Below are 15824 nucleotides of genomic sequence, written 5' to 3' on the forward strand. Positions count from 1 at the left end.
ACCCGCTACCGGTCCGCGTGATAACAATCCGCGGCCCCTGATCCGGGCGAACCCTGAACCTCAACCATAGGGTTGGAGTTATGTCAAGTATCCGACTGGTGCCGAACGCTATTCGCCGCCGTCGCGATCCGCCCGCAGGCGCGCCGAGACGAGCAGCAGATTCTTCGGCGAACTCGCCACAATCCGGACGGCTTCCGTCATATCGTGAACGGTTACCGTCCGGCCTGCGCCCACATCGTGGGACGCCACCGGCACCCGCACCGGGTAACCGCCACGGGATCGCCCGGGGGCGCCGCGGCACGGCGAACCGGACAGGATCGGACCGAACAGGATTGCTGGAGTTCATTTTACCGTGACCAGACTGGGACTCGAGACGTCGAACACGGTTCCCGGACGCGTCAGCAATGGCAGCACCACCGCCGATTTGCGTTCGCCGTCCTCGCTGCTGCCCCACAGTACCGTGCGACCGTCGCGCAGTGTCAGCGAAACATCCGAGACGCTGTCCGCGCGCACCGTATCCACCTGCACCGCCAATTGCGGTGGCAGCACACGCACCACGGCGATCGCCGACCGGGTGAGCGGATCCGCGGTCCCCGGGCGCTCGGTCAGCAACTTCGGGACCCCGATCGGCGCCGGCTCGACGGCGTATTCGATCCCGTCGGCATCCAGCAGATGCGCGCCCTCGGGAGTGTCGTAGTACAGCACCGCCGTTCGCGGCTCGACTCGCACCCGCACCGTCGACGGCAGCACCCGCTGCACTTTCGCACTGCGCACCTTCGGAATGCTCGCCACCCGCTGCGCCATCGCGGCGGTATCGAGCCGCAGGATCGATCCCTGGTCGGGGATCTGCAGCAATTCGCGGATCCGGTCCTCCGGAATCGCGCCGGCCCCCTCGATCCGCACCTCGCGCACCGACAGCACCGGGGAGAACCAGGCCAGCCCGGCCAGCACGGTCACCAGCGCCACCGCGAGCACCGCCCACAACCGGAAACGCCGTAACCCGCCCACCCCGAATCGCCGCGTTCCGGACCGCACCCCGCGTCACCGCCCGTACTGCGGACGCGCGCGTAGTCCGTCCAGGATCTGGCTGCCGAGCATGGTCACATCCCCGGCGCCCATCGTGATCACCACATCGCCGGGCTGTGCCAGACCGGCGACCTGCCGGCCCACTCGCGACATATCCGGCTGATAGTGCACGGGTTTGCCGACCGCCTGGGCCACCAAGGCGCCGTTGACCCCGGGCAGCGGTTCCTCGCGCGCCCCGTACACATCGAGCACCACCACTTCGTCGGCCAGGTCCAGGGCGGCGCCGAATTCGGCGGCAAAAGTCGCGGTGCGGCTGTAGAGATGCGGTTGGAAGACCACGATCACCCGGCCCCGGCGCGACCGGGCGCCGTCGCGGGCCTCCTGTTCGACCAATTCGGCGGCGGCCCCCAGCACGGCGCGGACCTCGGTGGGATGGTGGGCGTAATCGTCGAAAACGCGCACCCCGTTCTCCCGGCCCACGAACTGGAACCGGCGGTGCACCCCGCCGAAACCCTCCAGCCCCTGGATGATCTCGTCGGTTTCGGCGCCCGCGGCCTGCGCCGCCAGCAGCGCGGCCAGTGCGTTCAACGCCATATGCCGGCCCGGGACCGACAGCCGCAGGGTGCGCGGCGCGGCTTCACCGGTGAGCTGGAACTGGGCGATACCGCCGACATCGCGCGGCTCCCAGCTGTGCAGCCGGACCCCGACCGGGATCGGTGCGTCGGCCAGTTCGCCGGAGCCGTAACCGAGGACCCGGACCCCGCGCTCGGCCAGCCGCTTCCCGGTGCGTTCGGCGAGCGCCCGGGCGCCCGGATCGTCCAAGCACACCACCAGCAGGCCGCCGGTGCCGAGGCGGTCGGTGAAATCGTCGAACACCTGCACATAGGCGTCGTCGGAGCCGAAGAAATCGAGATGGTCGGATTCGATATTGGTGACCACGGCGACGTCCGGGTCGTATTGCAGCAGGGAGCCGTCGCTTTCGTCGGCCTCCGCGACGAAGGTGTCGCCGCTGCCGTGATGGGCGTTGGTGCCTGCCTCGTTGAGTTCACCGCCCACCGCGAACGACGGGTCCAGCCCGCAGTGCTGCAGCGAGACGATGAGCATGGAGGTGGTGGAGGTCTTACCGTGTGTGCCCGAGACCAGCAGGGTGCGGTGGCCGCTCATCAGGGCGGCGAGCACCGCCGGCCGCAGCAGGACCGGGATATCGCGGCGCCGGGCCTCGACCAGTTCGGGATTGGTCTTCGGGATTGCGGCATAGGTCGTCACCACGACGGTGGGGCCGCCGGGCAGCAGATCCAGCGCACCGGCGTCGTGCCCGATCCGCACCTGCGCGCCGCGCGCCCGCAGCGCCAGCACCCCGCGGCTCTCCTTGGCATCGGAACCGGAGACGGCGCCGCCCCGCGACAACAGGATCCGGGCGATACCCGACATCCCGGCACCGCCGATCCCGACCATATGCACCCGGCTCAGCTCCGGCGGCAGCGCGCCGGGCCCGGCGGGGACCGAGGTCAGCTGGTCCTCGCTCACCGGCCCGCCACCCGCAGCACGATCCGCGCGACCTCGTCGGCGGCGTCGCGGTGGCCGGCGCCGGCGGCGGCACGGCCCATCTCCGCAATACGTGCAGGATCCGTGAGCAGCGGTATCACCTCGTCGATCACATATTTCGGGGACAGTTCGGGGTCACCGACGATTCTGCCACCACCGGCGGCGACAACGGGTCGCGCATTGAGTTCCTGTTCGCCGTTTCCGTGCGGCAGCGGCACGTACACCGCGGGCAGCCCCACCGCCGAGACCTCGGCGACGGTCATCGCACCGCTGCGGCAGACCACCGCGTCGGCGGCCGCGTAGGCCAGATCCATCCGGGAAAGATAGGGAACCGCGACATAGGGCGCGCGCGGGTCGGCGGATTCCACCTCGAGGGTGTTCTTCGGCCCGTGCGCGTGCAGTACCGAGATCCCGGCCGCGGCCAGCTGTGGCGCGGCACCGGAGATCGCCTCGTTGATCGACCGCGCACCCTGCGAGCCGCCGAACACCAGGAGCACCGGCCCCTCGGCGGGCAGCCCGAAATGTTCGCGGGCCCGCGCCCGCAGCCCGGCCCGGTCCAGTTCGGTGATCGCCGCCCGCACCGGGATTCCGACGACTTCCGCCGCGAGACCCGAATCCGGGACCGCCGCGAGCACCCGGGCGGCGCGCCGGGCACCGACCTTGTTCGCGATCCCCGCCTTGGCGTTCGCCTCGTGCACCACCACCGGCACCGCGCGGCGGCGCCCCAGCAGCCCCGATCCGGCCGCCAGATAGGCGGGCAGCGCGACGTAGCCACCGAACCCGACGATCACATCGGCGCCGACGGCGTCGATGATCTCGCGGGTACGCGCCACCGAGGCCCGGACCCGGCCCGGCAGCCGCAGTAGATCCGCGCTCGGTTTCCGCGGCAGCGGTACCGGCGGGATCAGTTCGAGCGGGTACCCGCGCTCGGGCACCAAGGTGGTCTCCAGGCCCCGCTGTGTGCCCAGCGCGGTCACCCGGGTCCCGGGCGCCAACCGGCGCACCGCATCGGCCACGGCCAGGGCCGGTTCGATATGTCCCGCGGTGCCGCCGCCGGCGACGATCACCGACAGCCCGTCCGCACGTGGTTCCTCATAGGCGGACTGAGGTGCGCTCACCTGTACTTTCCCCGTTCTCGTCCGTGTGTCACCGAATAGCTGGGTTCCCAGGCCCGGGTCGCCCGCAGCGTATCGGTACCCCGGCTGTTGGCGCGGGTACGGGTACGCGGCGGGTCGGGCTCGCGGGGGCGGTCGCGCGGCTGCGGTTTACCGGCGGCCGCGCCCGGCCGGGACCGGGGTGGATGGTAGATCTCCGGTTTGGGCAGCCGCAGCAGCCGGCTGACCCGGCCGTCCTGCCCGGCGTGCAGGGCCGCGACGGCCTCGGGTTCGTGCCGGGCCGCGTTGGCGATGATGCCGAACATCAGCAGGGTCAGCGCCAGCGACGAACCACCGGCCGAGACCAGCGGCAACTGCAGTCCGGTGACCGGCAGCAGCCCGACCACGTAACCGATGTTGATCAGTGCCTGCCCGGTGATCCAGGTGGTGGCGGTGGCGGTGAGCAGCCGCAGGAAGGGGTCCACCGAACGCGCGGCGATCCGCAGCCCGGTGTAGACGAACAGCGCGAACAACCCGAGCACCAGCGCGCAGCCGAGGAAGCCGAGTTCCTCCCCGATGATCGCGAAGATGAAATCGTTGTGTGAGTTGGGCAGGTAGCTCCATTTGGCCCGGCTCTGGCCCAGCCCGCGACCCCACAGCCCGCCGTCGGCGAGCGAGTACATCGCCTGCCGGGCCTGGTAGTTGATGCCCTGCGGATCGTCGCCGGGGTTGAAGAAGGCGCGCATCCGGTCGGAGCGGTATCCGGCCGAAAGCGCCAGCACCAGCGCGGCGATCGCGCCGGAGGCGAGAATCGCGAGGAACAGCCGCAGCGGCAGCCCGCCGAACCACAGCAGCGCCAGCAGCACGATCCCCAGCGCGATGGTGGTGGACAGGTTCGGCTGCAACACGATCAGCAGGCAGACCAGCAGACCGGCGGGAACCAGCGGCACCAGCAGATTCTTCAGCCCGCCGGGGTCGTTGGCCGCCCGCGCGGCGGCCCGCCGCGACACCAGCAGGTGGGCGCCCCAGACCACGAACGTCACCTTGACGAACTCGGACGGCTGGATCGAGAACAAGCCCAGGTCGATCCAGCGCCGCGCACCGTTGACCGTGCTGCCGATCCCCGGGATCAGCACCAGGACCAGCAGCAGCACCGACACCGCGAACAGCGGGAACGAGGCCTGCCGCAGCCAGCGCAGCGGGATCCGCAGCGCCAGATAGAACAGCACCGCACCCACCAGCGCGTACATCGCCTGCTGGACGAACAGCGAATACGCCGACCCACCGTCGGCATAGGATTCCACGCTCGACGCCGACAACACCATCACCAGGCCGAGCACGGTGAGCAGGGTCGCGATGGTGACCACCAGGTGGAACGAGGCCAGCGGCCGCGCCAGCCAGGCGCCGAACCGGCCGGCCTGCAGCTGTCGCGTACCGCGCGGTCTCATAACCGCCGCCCGAGGTCCTCGTCCTTCAGGTCCCCGACCGCGGCCGCGAAACTGCGGCCGCGGTGGGTGTAATCGGTGAACATGTCGAACGAGGCCGCGGCCGGTGCCAGCAGCACCGTATCGCCGGGCCCGGCGAACGCCGCCGCTTCCCGCACGGCGCGGACCATGACCGCATCGGCGATATCGGTATCCGGCGTGCCGGTGATCGCTTCGTTCATCAGGGCCTGACCCATGCCGGAATCGTCTCGCGTATCGAGCTCCAGCACGGGGACTTCCGGCGCGTGTCGCGCCAGCGCGGCCGCGATCGCCGGGGCATCCTGCCCGAACAGCACCACCGCGACCAGCCGCTCGGCCACCTCTTCCACCAGATCCTCGACACCGGCGCCCTTGAGCTGGCCACCCGCCAGCCAGACCACCTGCTGATGCGCCAGGATCGACGACCGCGCGGCATGCGGGTTGGTGGCCTTGGAATCGTCGATGAAATCGACGCCGCCCAGTTCGCGGACCAGCGCCGACCGGTGCGGCCCGACCTTGTGCGCCACCAGCCCTTCGCGGACGAACTGCGGCGCCACATCGATCGCCCGGGTCAGCGCGGCCGCGGCGAGGGCGTCGGCGACGCCGGCCGGGCCGGGCGGGCTGATCTCCTTGGACTCGGCCAGGATCGCCGCCTTGGTGAACGCCCGGTCCAGCAGTTTTCCGTCGACCACACCCAGTTCGCCGTCGGCGGGCACGCCGATCCGGAAACCGATGGTGCGCTTGGCCTTCGAACGGCGGGCCAGCCCCGCGGCGATCCGGTCGTCGAGCCCGACGATCCCGACCCGGCCCAGTAGCGCGCGGGCCTTGGCCGCGGCGTAGGCGTCGAGCCCGCCGTGCCAATCCAGATGATCCTCGGCGACGTTGAGCACCACCCCGGCCTCCGGGCGCACCGAGGGCGCCCAGTGCAGCTGGAACGAGGACAGTTCCACGGCCAGTACCTGCGGGCCGGGGTTGCGGCGCAGCGCGTCGAGAATGGGCAGGCCGATATTCCCGCAGGCCACGCTGGGAATCCCGGCGGCGCGCAGAATGGAGTGGGTCATCTGCGTGGTGGTGGTTTTACCGTTGGTGCCGGTGATCACCAGCCATTTGCGGACCGGACCGTAGATCCGGGCCTGATCGACCCACCAGGCGAATTCCACATCACCCCAGACCGGGATGCCCTCGGACACCGCCGAAGCCAGTACGGGCGAATCCGGACGCCAGCCCGGGCTGGTGATCACCAGCGCGAAGCGCGACCAGTCGGTGTTCTCCAATTCCGGCGCGGGGGCGATATCGAGGCCCAGTTCGGCCGCTTCGGCCAGGGCGCGGGCCCCGTTGTCGGTGACCACCGGCCGGGCGCCGATATCGCGCAGCGGCGCGATCAGCGAACGGCCCGAAACGCCCCACCCGGCGACCAGTACCTCCCGGCCGCGCAGGAATTCCAGCATCGGCCCCGGTGAACGCAGGGCCCGCGGTGCGTGATCCTCCATCGTCAGCTCACCCGACCGCCGAGAGATATTCGCTGTAGAACAGGGCGAGCCCGGCCGCCGAGGCCATCGCGGCCAGCAACCAGAACCTGATGATCACCGTGGTCTCCGCCCATTTGCTCAGTTCGAAATGGTGGTGGAAGGGCGCCATCTTGAACAACCGGTTGCGGGTGGTGCGGAACACCGCGACCTGCAGCGCCACCGACGCCGCCTCGGCGACGAACAGCGCGCCGATCACGACCATCAGCAGTTCGGTGCGGGTGGTGACCGAGATGCCCGCGAGCAGGCCGCCCAGCGCCAGCGAACCGGTATCACCCATGAAGATCTTGGCGGGCGCGGCGTTCCACCACAGGAAGCCGATACACGCCGCGGTCCCGGCCGCGCACACCAGCGCGAGGTCCAGCGGATCGCGCACGTTGTAGCAGCCGGTCTCGGGTTTGGTCTCGCACGCGTGGTAGTACTGCCAGAACGTGATGACCACGTAGCCGCCGAGCACCAGGCTCATCGACCCGGCCGCCAGCCCGTCCAGGCCGTCGGTGAGGTTCACCGCGTTGGACCAGGCCACCACGATGAAACAGATGAAGGCCAGGAACACCACCACACTCATGGTGACGGTGTTGATATCGCGCACGTACGACAACTGCCGGCCGGCCGGTGTGAGGCCGCTGCCGCCGGGGAACTGCAGCGCGAGCACACCGAAGACGACCGCCGCGGTGACCTGCCCCAGGTATTTGCCCGCGGCCGTGAGGCCCAGGTTGCGGCCCTTACGGATCTTGATGAAATCGTCGATGAACCCGACCACGCCCAGCGCGGTGGCCAGGCCGAGCACCAGCAGCGCCGACGCCGTGGGCCCTTCGGCCTCGTAACCGATACCGATCAGATGCGAGCCCAGGTAACCGGCCCACATACCGATGATGATCGCGACCCCACCCATGGTGGGTGTACCCCGCTTGGACTGGTGGCTGGCCGGTCCGTCGACCCGGATCTCCTGCCCGAACCCGCGGCGGGCGAATATCCGGATCAGCAGCGGGGTCAACAGGATCGACACCGTGAGTGCGATCGCCGCCGCGAACAAGATCTGTCTCAACGCACTGCCTCCGTGCTCACCCCATCGGCGGCGCCTGCGCCGCCCGGCGCCGGCGAACCGGCACCCGTGTTCTTGCCATCCGCGGCCAGCAGCGCATCGGCCACCGCCCACAGCCCGACCGACTGCGATGCCTTCACCAGCACCACATCACCCGCTTCGACTTCGGCGTCGAGCAACTGTACGGCCGCTTCGATATCCGGGACGAGCACCGACTCCTCACCCCATGAGCCTTCCATGACCGCTCCCTGGTGCATGCCCCGGGAGGGCCGTCCGGTCCCGACGACGATCAGCCGGTCCACATCGAGCCGGACGGCGAGGCGGCCGATTCCGTCGTGTTCCACCACCGATTCCGGGCCCAGTTCGGCCATCTCGCCGAGCACCGCCCAGCTGCGGCGCGGGGTGTCACCGGCCCGCGCCATGGTGACCAGCGCTTTGAGCGCCGCGCGCATGGAATCGGGGTTGGCGTTGTAGGAATCGTTGATCACCGTGACCCCGGCGGCGCTGGTACGCACGTCCATCCGGCGCGCCGAGGCCGCGCGGGCACCGCACAGCGCGGTCGCGAGGGTGTCGAGATCGGCACCGCATTCCAGGGCCACCGCGGCCGCCGAGAGCGCGTTGCCCACCTGGTGTTCGCCGTGCACCGCCAGGGTGATGTCGCGGTCGCCCTGGGGGGTGCGCAGCGTGAACGAGGCGCGCGCCTGCTCGTCGAGCGTGATCCGCTCGGCCCGGATCTGCGCGCCGGCGGCCTGCCCGACCATGACCACCCGCGCCGAGGTCCGCGCGGACATCGCGCTCACCTGGGAATCGTCGGCGTTGAGAACGGCCAGCCCGGTGGCCGGCAGCGCCTCCACGAGCTCGCCCTTGGTTTTGGCGATCGCTTCCCGGCTACCGAATTCGCCGAGATGCGCGGTACCGACATTGAGCACGACCCCGATGCTCGGCGGCGCCACCCGCGCGAGCGCGGCGATATGGCCCGGGCCGCGGGCCGACATCTCGAGCACCAGGAACCGGGTGGTGTGGTCGGCGCGCAGGGCGGTCCACGGATGCCCGAGTTCATTGTTGAAGGAGCCGGGCGGGGCGACCACCGGGCCGAGCGGGGCGAGTACCGCGGCCAGCAGGTCCTTCGTCGAGGTCTTGCCCGACGAGCCGGTGACACCGACGACGGTCAGACCGCCCGCGGCGACCAGCCGGGACACACTTTCGCGCGCCAGTGCGGCCAAGGCGTTCAGCACCGCCGCCCCGGCACCGGTCGAATCGTGGGAGAGCGCGAGCGCACTCGACGGCACCGGATCCGCGGCGGGCGGCACCACGACGGCGGGCACACCCACCGGCCGGGCGGCCAGTACCGCGACCGCGCCCGCCTCGATCGCGGCGGCCGCGTAATCGTGGCCGTCCACGCGCTCACCGGGCAGGGCGAGGAAAATATCGCCGGGCCCGATTCGGCGCGAATCGAATTCGACCGAACCGGTCACCCGCACCTCCGGGTCACCGATATCGTGCAACTGTCCGCCCACGATCCCGGCGATATCCCGCAGTGTCATTTCGATCATGGAACTGTCAAGTCCTCCGTACCGGCCGGCCATGAACCGTTGTCCGAGTTTCCGTGATCGTGCCCCAGTGCCGCATCGATCGCCGTGGCGAGCACCGCACGGTCGTCGAACGGATACTTCACCCCGTCGATCTCCTGTCCGGCCTCGTGACCTTTCCCGGCCACCAGCACCACATCCCCGGCGCGTGCCCACTCGACCGCGGCCTCGATCGCCGCGGTCCGGTCACCGATATCGCGGACTTCACCGCGCTGCTCGGCGGGCACGCTGTGCGCACCGGCCACCAGCGCCGCGCGGATCGCGGCCGGATCCTCGGTCCGTGGATTGTCGTCGGTGACGATCAGCAGATCCGCCCCGCGTGCCCCTGCTGCACCCATCAGCCCGCGTTTCCCGGTATCCCGGTCGCCGCCGGCACCGACCACCACCGCGAGCCGGCCCCCGCTCCCCGCGGCGGCCAGATGGGCGCGCAGCGTCGCGATCACCGATTCCACGGCGGCGGGTTTGTGCGCGTAGTCCACCAAGGCCAGGAATTCCTGGCCCCGCTCCACCCGCTGCATCCGGCCCGGAACGTCCACTGTGGCCAGCGCGGGCGCCGCGGTCGCGGGTGCCGCCCCCGCCGCCGCGCATACCGCGAGCGCGAGCAGGCCGTTGGCGACGTTGTAGTCACCCGGCAACCGCAGGCGTACGACGGTCTCGCCGGCGGGGCCGGCGGCGGTGAATTCCTGTTCCCCGCCGTGCGCACGCGCCGGAGCGGCCAGCGACCAGTCGGCGGGCCCGGTCGTGGCGACCCGGACCGGATCGGCCAGCCCGTCCGCGAGCCGGCGGCCCCAGGCGTCGTCGATGTTCACCACGGCGGTCCGGGCCGCCACCGGCGAATCGGGTTCGAACAAACGACGTTTGGCGGCGAAATAGTCTTCGAAATCGGCGTGGAAATCCAGGTGGTCCTGCGAAAGGTTGGTGAACGCGCCCACCGCGAACCGCACACCGTCCACCCGGCCCAGCGCCAGCGCGTGGCTGGACACCTCCATCACCACCGCGTCCACGCCCTGTTCCACCATCAGCGCGAACACGGCATGCAATTGCGGTGCCTCGGGGGTGGTGAGGGCGCTCGGTACCCGGCGGCCACCGATCCTGGTCTCGATGGTGCCGATCAGAGCCGTGGAGCGGCCCGCGGCGGCCAGCCCGGCCTCCACCAGATACGAGGTGGTGGTCTTACCGGAGGTCCCGGTGATCCCGATGATCGTCAGCTGCTGCGACGGATGGCCGTAGATCGCCGCCGACAGCTCCCCCAGGACGGCGCGCGGATTCTCCCGCACCAGAACCGGCACGCCGAGTTCGCCCGCCGTTTCGGCGCCGGCGGTATCGGTCAGCACCGCGACCGCGCCGCGGGCCACCGCGTCGGCGGCGAAGCGGGCGCCGTGCGCACGCGAACCCGGTAACGCGGCGAACAGATCGCCGGGGAGCACCGCATCGGAGCGCTGTTCGATACCGGTGATCCGCAGCTCGCCGGGTACCGGATTCCGGCACTCGGCGGCGATGGTTTCGAGCAGATCGGACAGCGGTGTCGAGGGCGGCCGGGCGGGCCGCAGCACGTGCTGGCTGGACTGCGCGGGCACAGGGTTCCTCTCTGCATGATGAAGCGCGCGGATACGACGACGAGTCAGGTTACCGACGCCGGGTCTCGGCCGGGTAAGCGGTTCGCCGAATCACGACGCCTGCAGGACGAACTGTTGCTCGGGTTGCCGCGAGGGCGGTATGCGATCCCGCTGCAACGCCCAGGAGGCGATATCGTGGAACAGCGGTGCGGCCGACTGCCCGCCGCCCCCGTCGGAACTGCGGACCGGCGCGTCCAGCATCAATCCGATCACGTACCGCGGGTCGTCGGCGGGCGCGATACCGGCGAAGGTGATCCAGTACGAATCGCTGGAATAGCAGCCGCAGTCCGGGTTCACCTGCTGCGCGGTCCCGGTTTTCCCGGCGATCCGGTAGCCGTCGACCGCGGCGGCCGCGCCGGTACCCATCTGCACACCGGTCGGATCGTTCTGCACCACCGATTGGAACATCGAGCGCACCGTACGAGCCGTTTCCGGCCGCACCACCCGCACCCCCTCGGGCGCCGGTTCCTCGGTACGCGAACCGTCCGGCGCGACCGTGGCGCGCACGATCCGCGGCGGGACCCGCACCCCGTCGTTCGCAATGGCCTGGTACATACTCGTCATCTGCAGCGTGGTCATCGAAAGTCCCTGCCCGATGGGCAGATTCGCGAATGTACCACCGGACCACTGATCCCGGGCGGGCAGCAGGCCCGAACTCTCCGCGGGCAACCCGACCTCGGTGCGCCGGCCGAGCCCGAAGCGGTCGAGCATATCGGCGAACCGGTCCTCGCCGACCCGCTGTGCCAGCATGAGGGTGCCGACGTTGGAGGACTTACCGAAAATGCCGGTGGTGGTGAAAGGCGTAACGCCGTGCTCCCACGCATCGCCGACGGTCACCCCCGACATCCGGATCTCGCCGGGCACCTGATGCACCTCGTCCGGGCTGGTGAGACCGTATTCGATCGCCGCCGCGGCGGTGACCACCTTGTTCACCGAACCGGGTTCGAACGGCTGGGTGACCGACGGATTGTCCAGTCCCGCGGGATCCCAGTGCTCGGGCCCCAGTGCCGGGTTGAACGTGTTGTCGTTGGCCATGGCCAGCACCTGACCGGTTTTGGCGTCCAGCACCACGGCGGAGGCCGATCGCGCGCCCGAACGATCCTTGGCCTGCTGGATCTGCTGCTGCACGTAGTACTGCAGGTACGAGTCGATGGTGAGTTCGATATCGTTGCCGTCCACCGCGGGCTGGCGATCGCGCCAGCTCCCGGGGATCACCGCACCGTCGGAGCCGCGGTCGTAGGTATAGGACCCGTCGGTACCGGCCAGCGCCGAATCCAGCGCGCCCTCCAGCCCCACCCGGCCGTGCCCGTCCCATCCGGTGGCGCCGACGATATTCGCCGCGAGTGATCCGCCCGGGTATTCGCGCAGGTCCTGACGTTCCGCACCGACCTCGGGAAACCGGGCCGTGATCGTATCCGCCTTGCGCGGGTCGACATTGCGGGCCAGATAGACGAACGGCTCGTCGCCGCGCAATTTGCCGAGCAGGTCGGCTTCGCTCGGCCCGTCGGGGCCGAGGACCTCGTGCACGGTGCGCGCAATATCCTTCAGGCGCTCCTCCGGGTCGGGCGCGGACTCGTCCGCGGCCCGGGCGTCGGCCAGATCCTTACGCACCCGGACCGGCTGAAAACTCAGCGCCTGCGCGATCACCGTGAGCGCCAGCGATTTCCCGTGCCTGTCGGTGATCGTGCCGCGGGTCGCGGGCAGATCCTGGTGAGTGGTCCGCTGCCCGGCAGCCTGCGCCGACAGCGAAGGCGCGGCGATGGTCTGGATCCACAACAGTTGCAGCGCGACCACGGTCAGCGCGACGAGCATGATCACCCGGCCCGCGCCCAGCCGCATCCGCACCGGCCCGTCCTTCTTCTTGGCACCCGGCCGCGGCCGTGCGGGCCGGCCGGCGGCGGGCGTCCCCCGGCCGGGCACGGACCTGTTCTTCGCGGTGCCCCGGTTCGCCGCGGAGCGGGCGCCCGGCGCCGGGCGCCCGCGGCCCGACCCGCGTCGATTCATCGCATTCCCTCCCCGGCGACGGCGCCCGGCAGACCGGCAGGAGCCCCGGCCGGCGGTACCGATGTCGGTACAGCCTGTGAGTCATCGCCCACCGGGACCGGATCCGCACCGGCCGCGGCCCCCGCGGGTGCCTGGGCCGGGACGATCGGTACCGCCGCGGCCTCTACCGGCGCCGAACCCGCCGCGACGTCGACACCCGCGACCGGAGCACCGGCGGGAGGGGGTGCGGGCGTTGTCGTTTCGTTCCCGGCCCCCTGTCCTGGTGCCGGGACCCCGGCTGCCCCGGGTTCGCCCGGGGCCGGTGCCGGAGGGGAAACCTCCGGGCCCAGCGGAGCCGGAACATTCTGGGTGCCCCCGGCTTCCGGGACGGGCGCCACACCGGCGGGCGCCTGACCGGGCACGGGCTCGCCGGGTACCGGCTGCGGCGGCGCCGGGGTACCTCCCGGCGACGCCAGCACACTGCCCGACGCGGTATCGCCGGCCGGTGGCGCGCTTTCGCCGGGTTGCGCCGGGCCGGTGCCCCCGGGCTGCGGCGCGGGTGCAGTGGTGGGCACCGGGACGACCCGCTCCCCCGGATCCGCACCGCTGCGTGGGGTGGTCCGCGGCGGCTGGTTCAGCGGCGGCGCCGCCGGGCCCTGCGCCGGAGCCGGTTCCCCGACCACGGTGATGGTGCCGTCCGGGGCGACTACCAGCCGGGCCGGATCGTCGGCGGGGATCATGCCGAGTTCCCGCGCCCGGGTGGCGAGTTCGGGGGCGGAATCGGCCGCCGCCACCTCCCGCTGCAACGCGGCGCGCTCGTCGGCGAGTACCCGGTTGGCTTCCCGGGCGTCGCTGAGCTGATAGCTGTCCTCGGCGGCGCGAGTGGTCAGCACCAGGGTGAGCGCGAGACCGCAGCCGAACATGGCCAGGATCGCGGCGACGAACGGCACCCGTCCGGTGAGTTCGGTACCGGCCGGTGCGGCGGGCGCCCCGGCACGTTGCCGGCGTCGCTCGTATGCCCGTTGCGCCGCCCCGGATTTCACCCGCTCGGCGTCGTGCACCCGCCGAGCCGGCCGCCCGGCTTCGGTGGCCCGCCGAGCCGGCCGCCCGGTTTCCGTCCGTGTTCCCACACTCATAGACACCCCCGTATCGGTGTGATGGCCCGCGCTCCGCGTGCCGCTGTGCTGCGTCCCGGAAAGCCCGGCCGCCGCTTCGATGCCGGGACCCGCCGGCATCCGTTCCTGCGATACCGGGGTACCGCACAGACCCTGTCGTACCCGAAAACTCCTTCGGTAACAATCGAATTCGGGGCCACCGGCTTCGACGAGACGACCCACTCACTCGTCACCGCGCCCCGGTTCGTCCCCTGCCCGAAGGGCAGGGAAAAGACCCGGCCGCCGGTCCACCTGCCGATGCGGCAACCACAGCGGCGCAGAGGCCCTTCCGTCGCCGCGCCCGACCGGCTCGTATGGTGCCGATGAGATGCGAGCACGGGCCCTCCGTGGTGACGCTGCGCCACCGCCACCGCCACCGCCCCCGGGCCCGACCCGGTCACGCGGTGCATATCAGGCACGAGCACGGGCCCTGCGTGGTGACGCTGCGCTGCCGCCGCCGGACCCCGTCTACGCATGCCCTGTCGATCAGGCACGAGCGGGGGCCCTGCGTGGTCACGCTGCGCTACCGCCTCCGGGCCCGAACCGCTCATACCGTCTCCTGCGCGATCTTCTCCGCGGCCCGCATCCGCACCGGCGCCGCGCGGGGATTTTCCTCGACCTCCGCGGCGCTCGCCTGTTCGGCGCCGCGGGTCAGGATGCGGAACAGCGGACCCATACCGGGTAGTTCGACCGGAAGGTCCACCGGGGTCCGGGATTTCGCGCGCTCCGCCAGTTCGTGCTTGACCACGCGGTCCTCGAGCGACTGATACGACATGACCACGATCCGGCCACCCGGAACCAGGGCGTCCAGCGCCGCGGGCAGGGCGGCACGCAACGATTCCAGTTCGGCGTTCACCTCCACCCGCAGTGCCTGGAAGGTGCGTTTGGCCGGATGCCCGCCGGTGCGCCGGGCGGCCGCGGGAATGGTGTCGTAGAGCAGGCTCACCAATTCGGCACTGGTGCGGAAGGGTTGTCGCGCCCGGCGGCGCACGACCTCGGCCGCGATCCGGCTCGCGAACCGTTCCTCGCCATAGGTTTTCAGCACCCGGGCGAGTTCGCCGTGACTGTAGGTGTTGAGGATATCGGCGGCGGTGGGCCCGGTGGTCGGATCCATCCGCATATCCAGGGGGGCGTCCACCGAATACGCGAATCCCCGGTCCGTCTCGTCCAATTGCATGGAGGAGACGCCGAGATCCATCAGCAGGCCGTGCACGGATCCGGTGGCCGGCAGCCCCGCCCGGTCCAGCGCGTCCGCGATCCCGTCGTAGCGGGTGTGGACCAGCGTGATCCGATCCTCGAAGGGCCGTAACCGTTCGGCGGCGTGCGCGAGCGCGTCGGTATCGCGGTCCAGCCCTACCAGGCGCAGATCCGGATGGGTGCGCAGAAAGTATTCGGCGTGGCCGCCGAGCCCCAGGGTGGCGTCGAGATACACGGCACCGGGCCGGTCCAGCACCGGGTCGAGCAATTGCGCCGCGCGGGCAAGAAGAACAGGGATATGTCGTGTGCCGTGCTGCTCACGGTTCACCTGACCTCCCGGAATAGTGCCTCGCTGGGAAATGACCGGCTACGGGCCGACCCGGATCGCGGTGCCCGGTATGGATACCGGCCACGAGCGGTACGGAAATTGCGTGAGATGCGGCGCCGCCACCCGTGCGGGGCGGCCACAGCGTATGCGACAGAAGGGAATTCGGTGGCGCTACGAATGCCGCGGGGTCTCTGACCGAAGCGGCACCTGGCGTCGGGGAAGTACGTCAGGGTCCGCAATCGGGCAGAGGCCGCGTGG

At 70.8% G+C, this 15824-nt stretch carries 11 protein-coding genes; all 11 read right to left on the minus strand.

The window, feature by feature from the left end; translation table 11 throughout:
- Nucleotides 1-342 precede the first annotated feature (342 nt).
- On the minus strand, nt 343-1035 hold the full coding sequence (locus ACQEVO_RS20515) for a cell division protein FtsQ/DivIB (RefSeq protein ID WP_432915569.1): 693 nt from the start codon (nt 1033-1035) through the stop codon (nt 343-345).
- A 6-nt stretch (nt 1036-1041) separates the two neighbouring features.
- Nucleotides 1042-2481, minus strand: coding sequence for a UDP-N-acetylmuramate--L-alanine ligase (murC, locus tag ACQEVO_RS20520; protein WP_280398447.1), 1440 nt, complete (start codon nt 2479-2481; stop codon nt 1042-1044).
- A 68-nt stretch (nt 2482-2549) separates the two neighbouring features.
- Entirely contained in the window at nt 2550-3689 is a 1140-nt protein-coding gene (gene murG / locus ACQEVO_RS20525) for an undecaprenyldiphospho-muramoylpentapeptide beta-N-acetylglucosaminyltransferase (protein WP_432915571.1), read from the minus strand.
- Complete coding sequence (gene ftsW, locus ACQEVO_RS20530) at nt 3686-5113, minus strand: putative lipid II flippase FtsW (protein WP_432915573.1); 1428 nt, start codon at nt 5111-5113, stop codon at nt 3686-3688. The genes murG and ftsW overlap by 4 nt, the downstream gene beginning before the upstream one ends.
- Nucleotides 5110-6576, minus strand: a complete 1467-nt coding sequence (gene murD / locus ACQEVO_RS20535; RefSeq protein WP_432922873.1) for a UDP-N-acetylmuramoyl-L-alanine--D-glutamate ligase — start codon at nt 6574-6576, stop codon at nt 5110-5112. The genes ftsW and murD overlap by 4 nt, the downstream gene beginning before the upstream one ends.
- A gap of 49 nt (nt 6577-6625) precedes the next feature.
- A complete protein-coding gene (gene mraY / locus ACQEVO_RS20540) occupies nt 6626-7702 on the minus strand; it encodes a phospho-N-acetylmuramoyl-pentapeptide-transferase (protein ID WP_280398439.1) in 1077 nt (358 codons plus the stop codon).
- A complete protein-coding gene (locus tag ACQEVO_RS20545) occupies nt 7699-9252 on the minus strand; it encodes a UDP-N-acetylmuramoyl-tripeptide--D-alanyl-D-alanine ligase (RefSeq protein WP_432915576.1) in 1554 nt (517 codons plus the stop codon). The genes mraY and ACQEVO_RS20545 overlap by 4 nt, the downstream gene beginning before the upstream one ends.
- Nucleotides 9249-10865: a UDP-N-acetylmuramoyl-L-alanyl-D-glutamate--2,6-diaminopimelate ligase gene (locus ACQEVO_RS20550; RefSeq protein ID WP_432915578.1), complete on the minus strand. Its 1617-nt coding sequence runs from the start codon at nt 10863-10865 to the stop codon at nt 9249-9251. The genes ACQEVO_RS20545 and ACQEVO_RS20550 overlap by 4 nt, the downstream gene beginning before the upstream one ends.
- Before the next feature lie 90 nt (nt 10866-10955).
- Nucleotides 10956-12908: a penicillin-binding transpeptidase domain-containing protein gene (locus tag ACQEVO_RS20555; RefSeq protein WP_432915580.1), complete on the minus strand. Its 1953-nt coding sequence runs from the start codon at nt 12906-12908 to the stop codon at nt 10956-10958.
- Nucleotides 12905-14023, minus strand: a complete 1119-nt coding sequence (locus ACQEVO_RS20560; protein ID WP_432915582.1) for a hypothetical protein — start codon at nt 14021-14023, stop codon at nt 12905-12907. Before ACQEVO_RS20560 ends, ACQEVO_RS20555 begins: the two co-directional genes overlap by 4 nt.
- Nucleotides 14024-14588: 565 nt before the next feature.
- On the minus strand, nt 14589-15566 hold the full coding sequence (gene rsmH, locus ACQEVO_RS20565) for a 16S rRNA (cytosine(1402)-N(4))-methyltransferase RsmH (protein ID WP_432915584.1): 978 nt from the start codon (nt 15564-15566) through the stop codon (nt 14589-14591).
- Between the last annotated feature and the right edge of the window lie 258 nt (nt 15567-15824).

This window comes from Nocardia sp. CA-290969, assembly GCF_050936135.1.
Taxonomy (GTDB): Bacteria; Actinomycetota; Actinomycetes; order Mycobacteriales; family Mycobacteriaceae; genus Nocardia.

Bases quoted from the DNA above. Each gene is read 5' to 3' on its own strand.
- ACQEVO_RS20555 (WP_432915580.1), bottom strand. From the start codon at position 12,908: ATGAATCGACGCGGGTCGGGCCGCGGGCGCCCGGCGCCGGGCGCCCGC.
- ftsW (WP_432915573.1), bottom strand. From the start codon at position 5,113: ATGAGACCGCGCGGTACGCGACAGCTGCAGGCCGGCCGGTTCGGCGCC.
- murD (WP_432922873.1), bottom strand. From the start codon at position 6,576: ATGCTGGAATTCCTGCGCGGCCGGGAGGTACTGGTCGCCGGGTGGGGC.
- ACQEVO_RS20545 (WP_432915576.1), bottom strand. From the start codon at position 9,252: ATGATCGAAATGACACTGCGGGATATCGCCGGGATCGTGGGCGGACAG.
- ACQEVO_RS20560 (WP_432915582.1), bottom strand. From the start codon at position 14,023: ATGAGTGTGGGAACACGGACGGAAACCGGGCGGCCGGCTCGGCGGGCC.
- murC (WP_280398447.1), bottom strand. From the start codon at position 2,481: ATGGTCGGGATCGGCGGTGCCGGGATGTCGGGTATCGCCCGGATCCTG.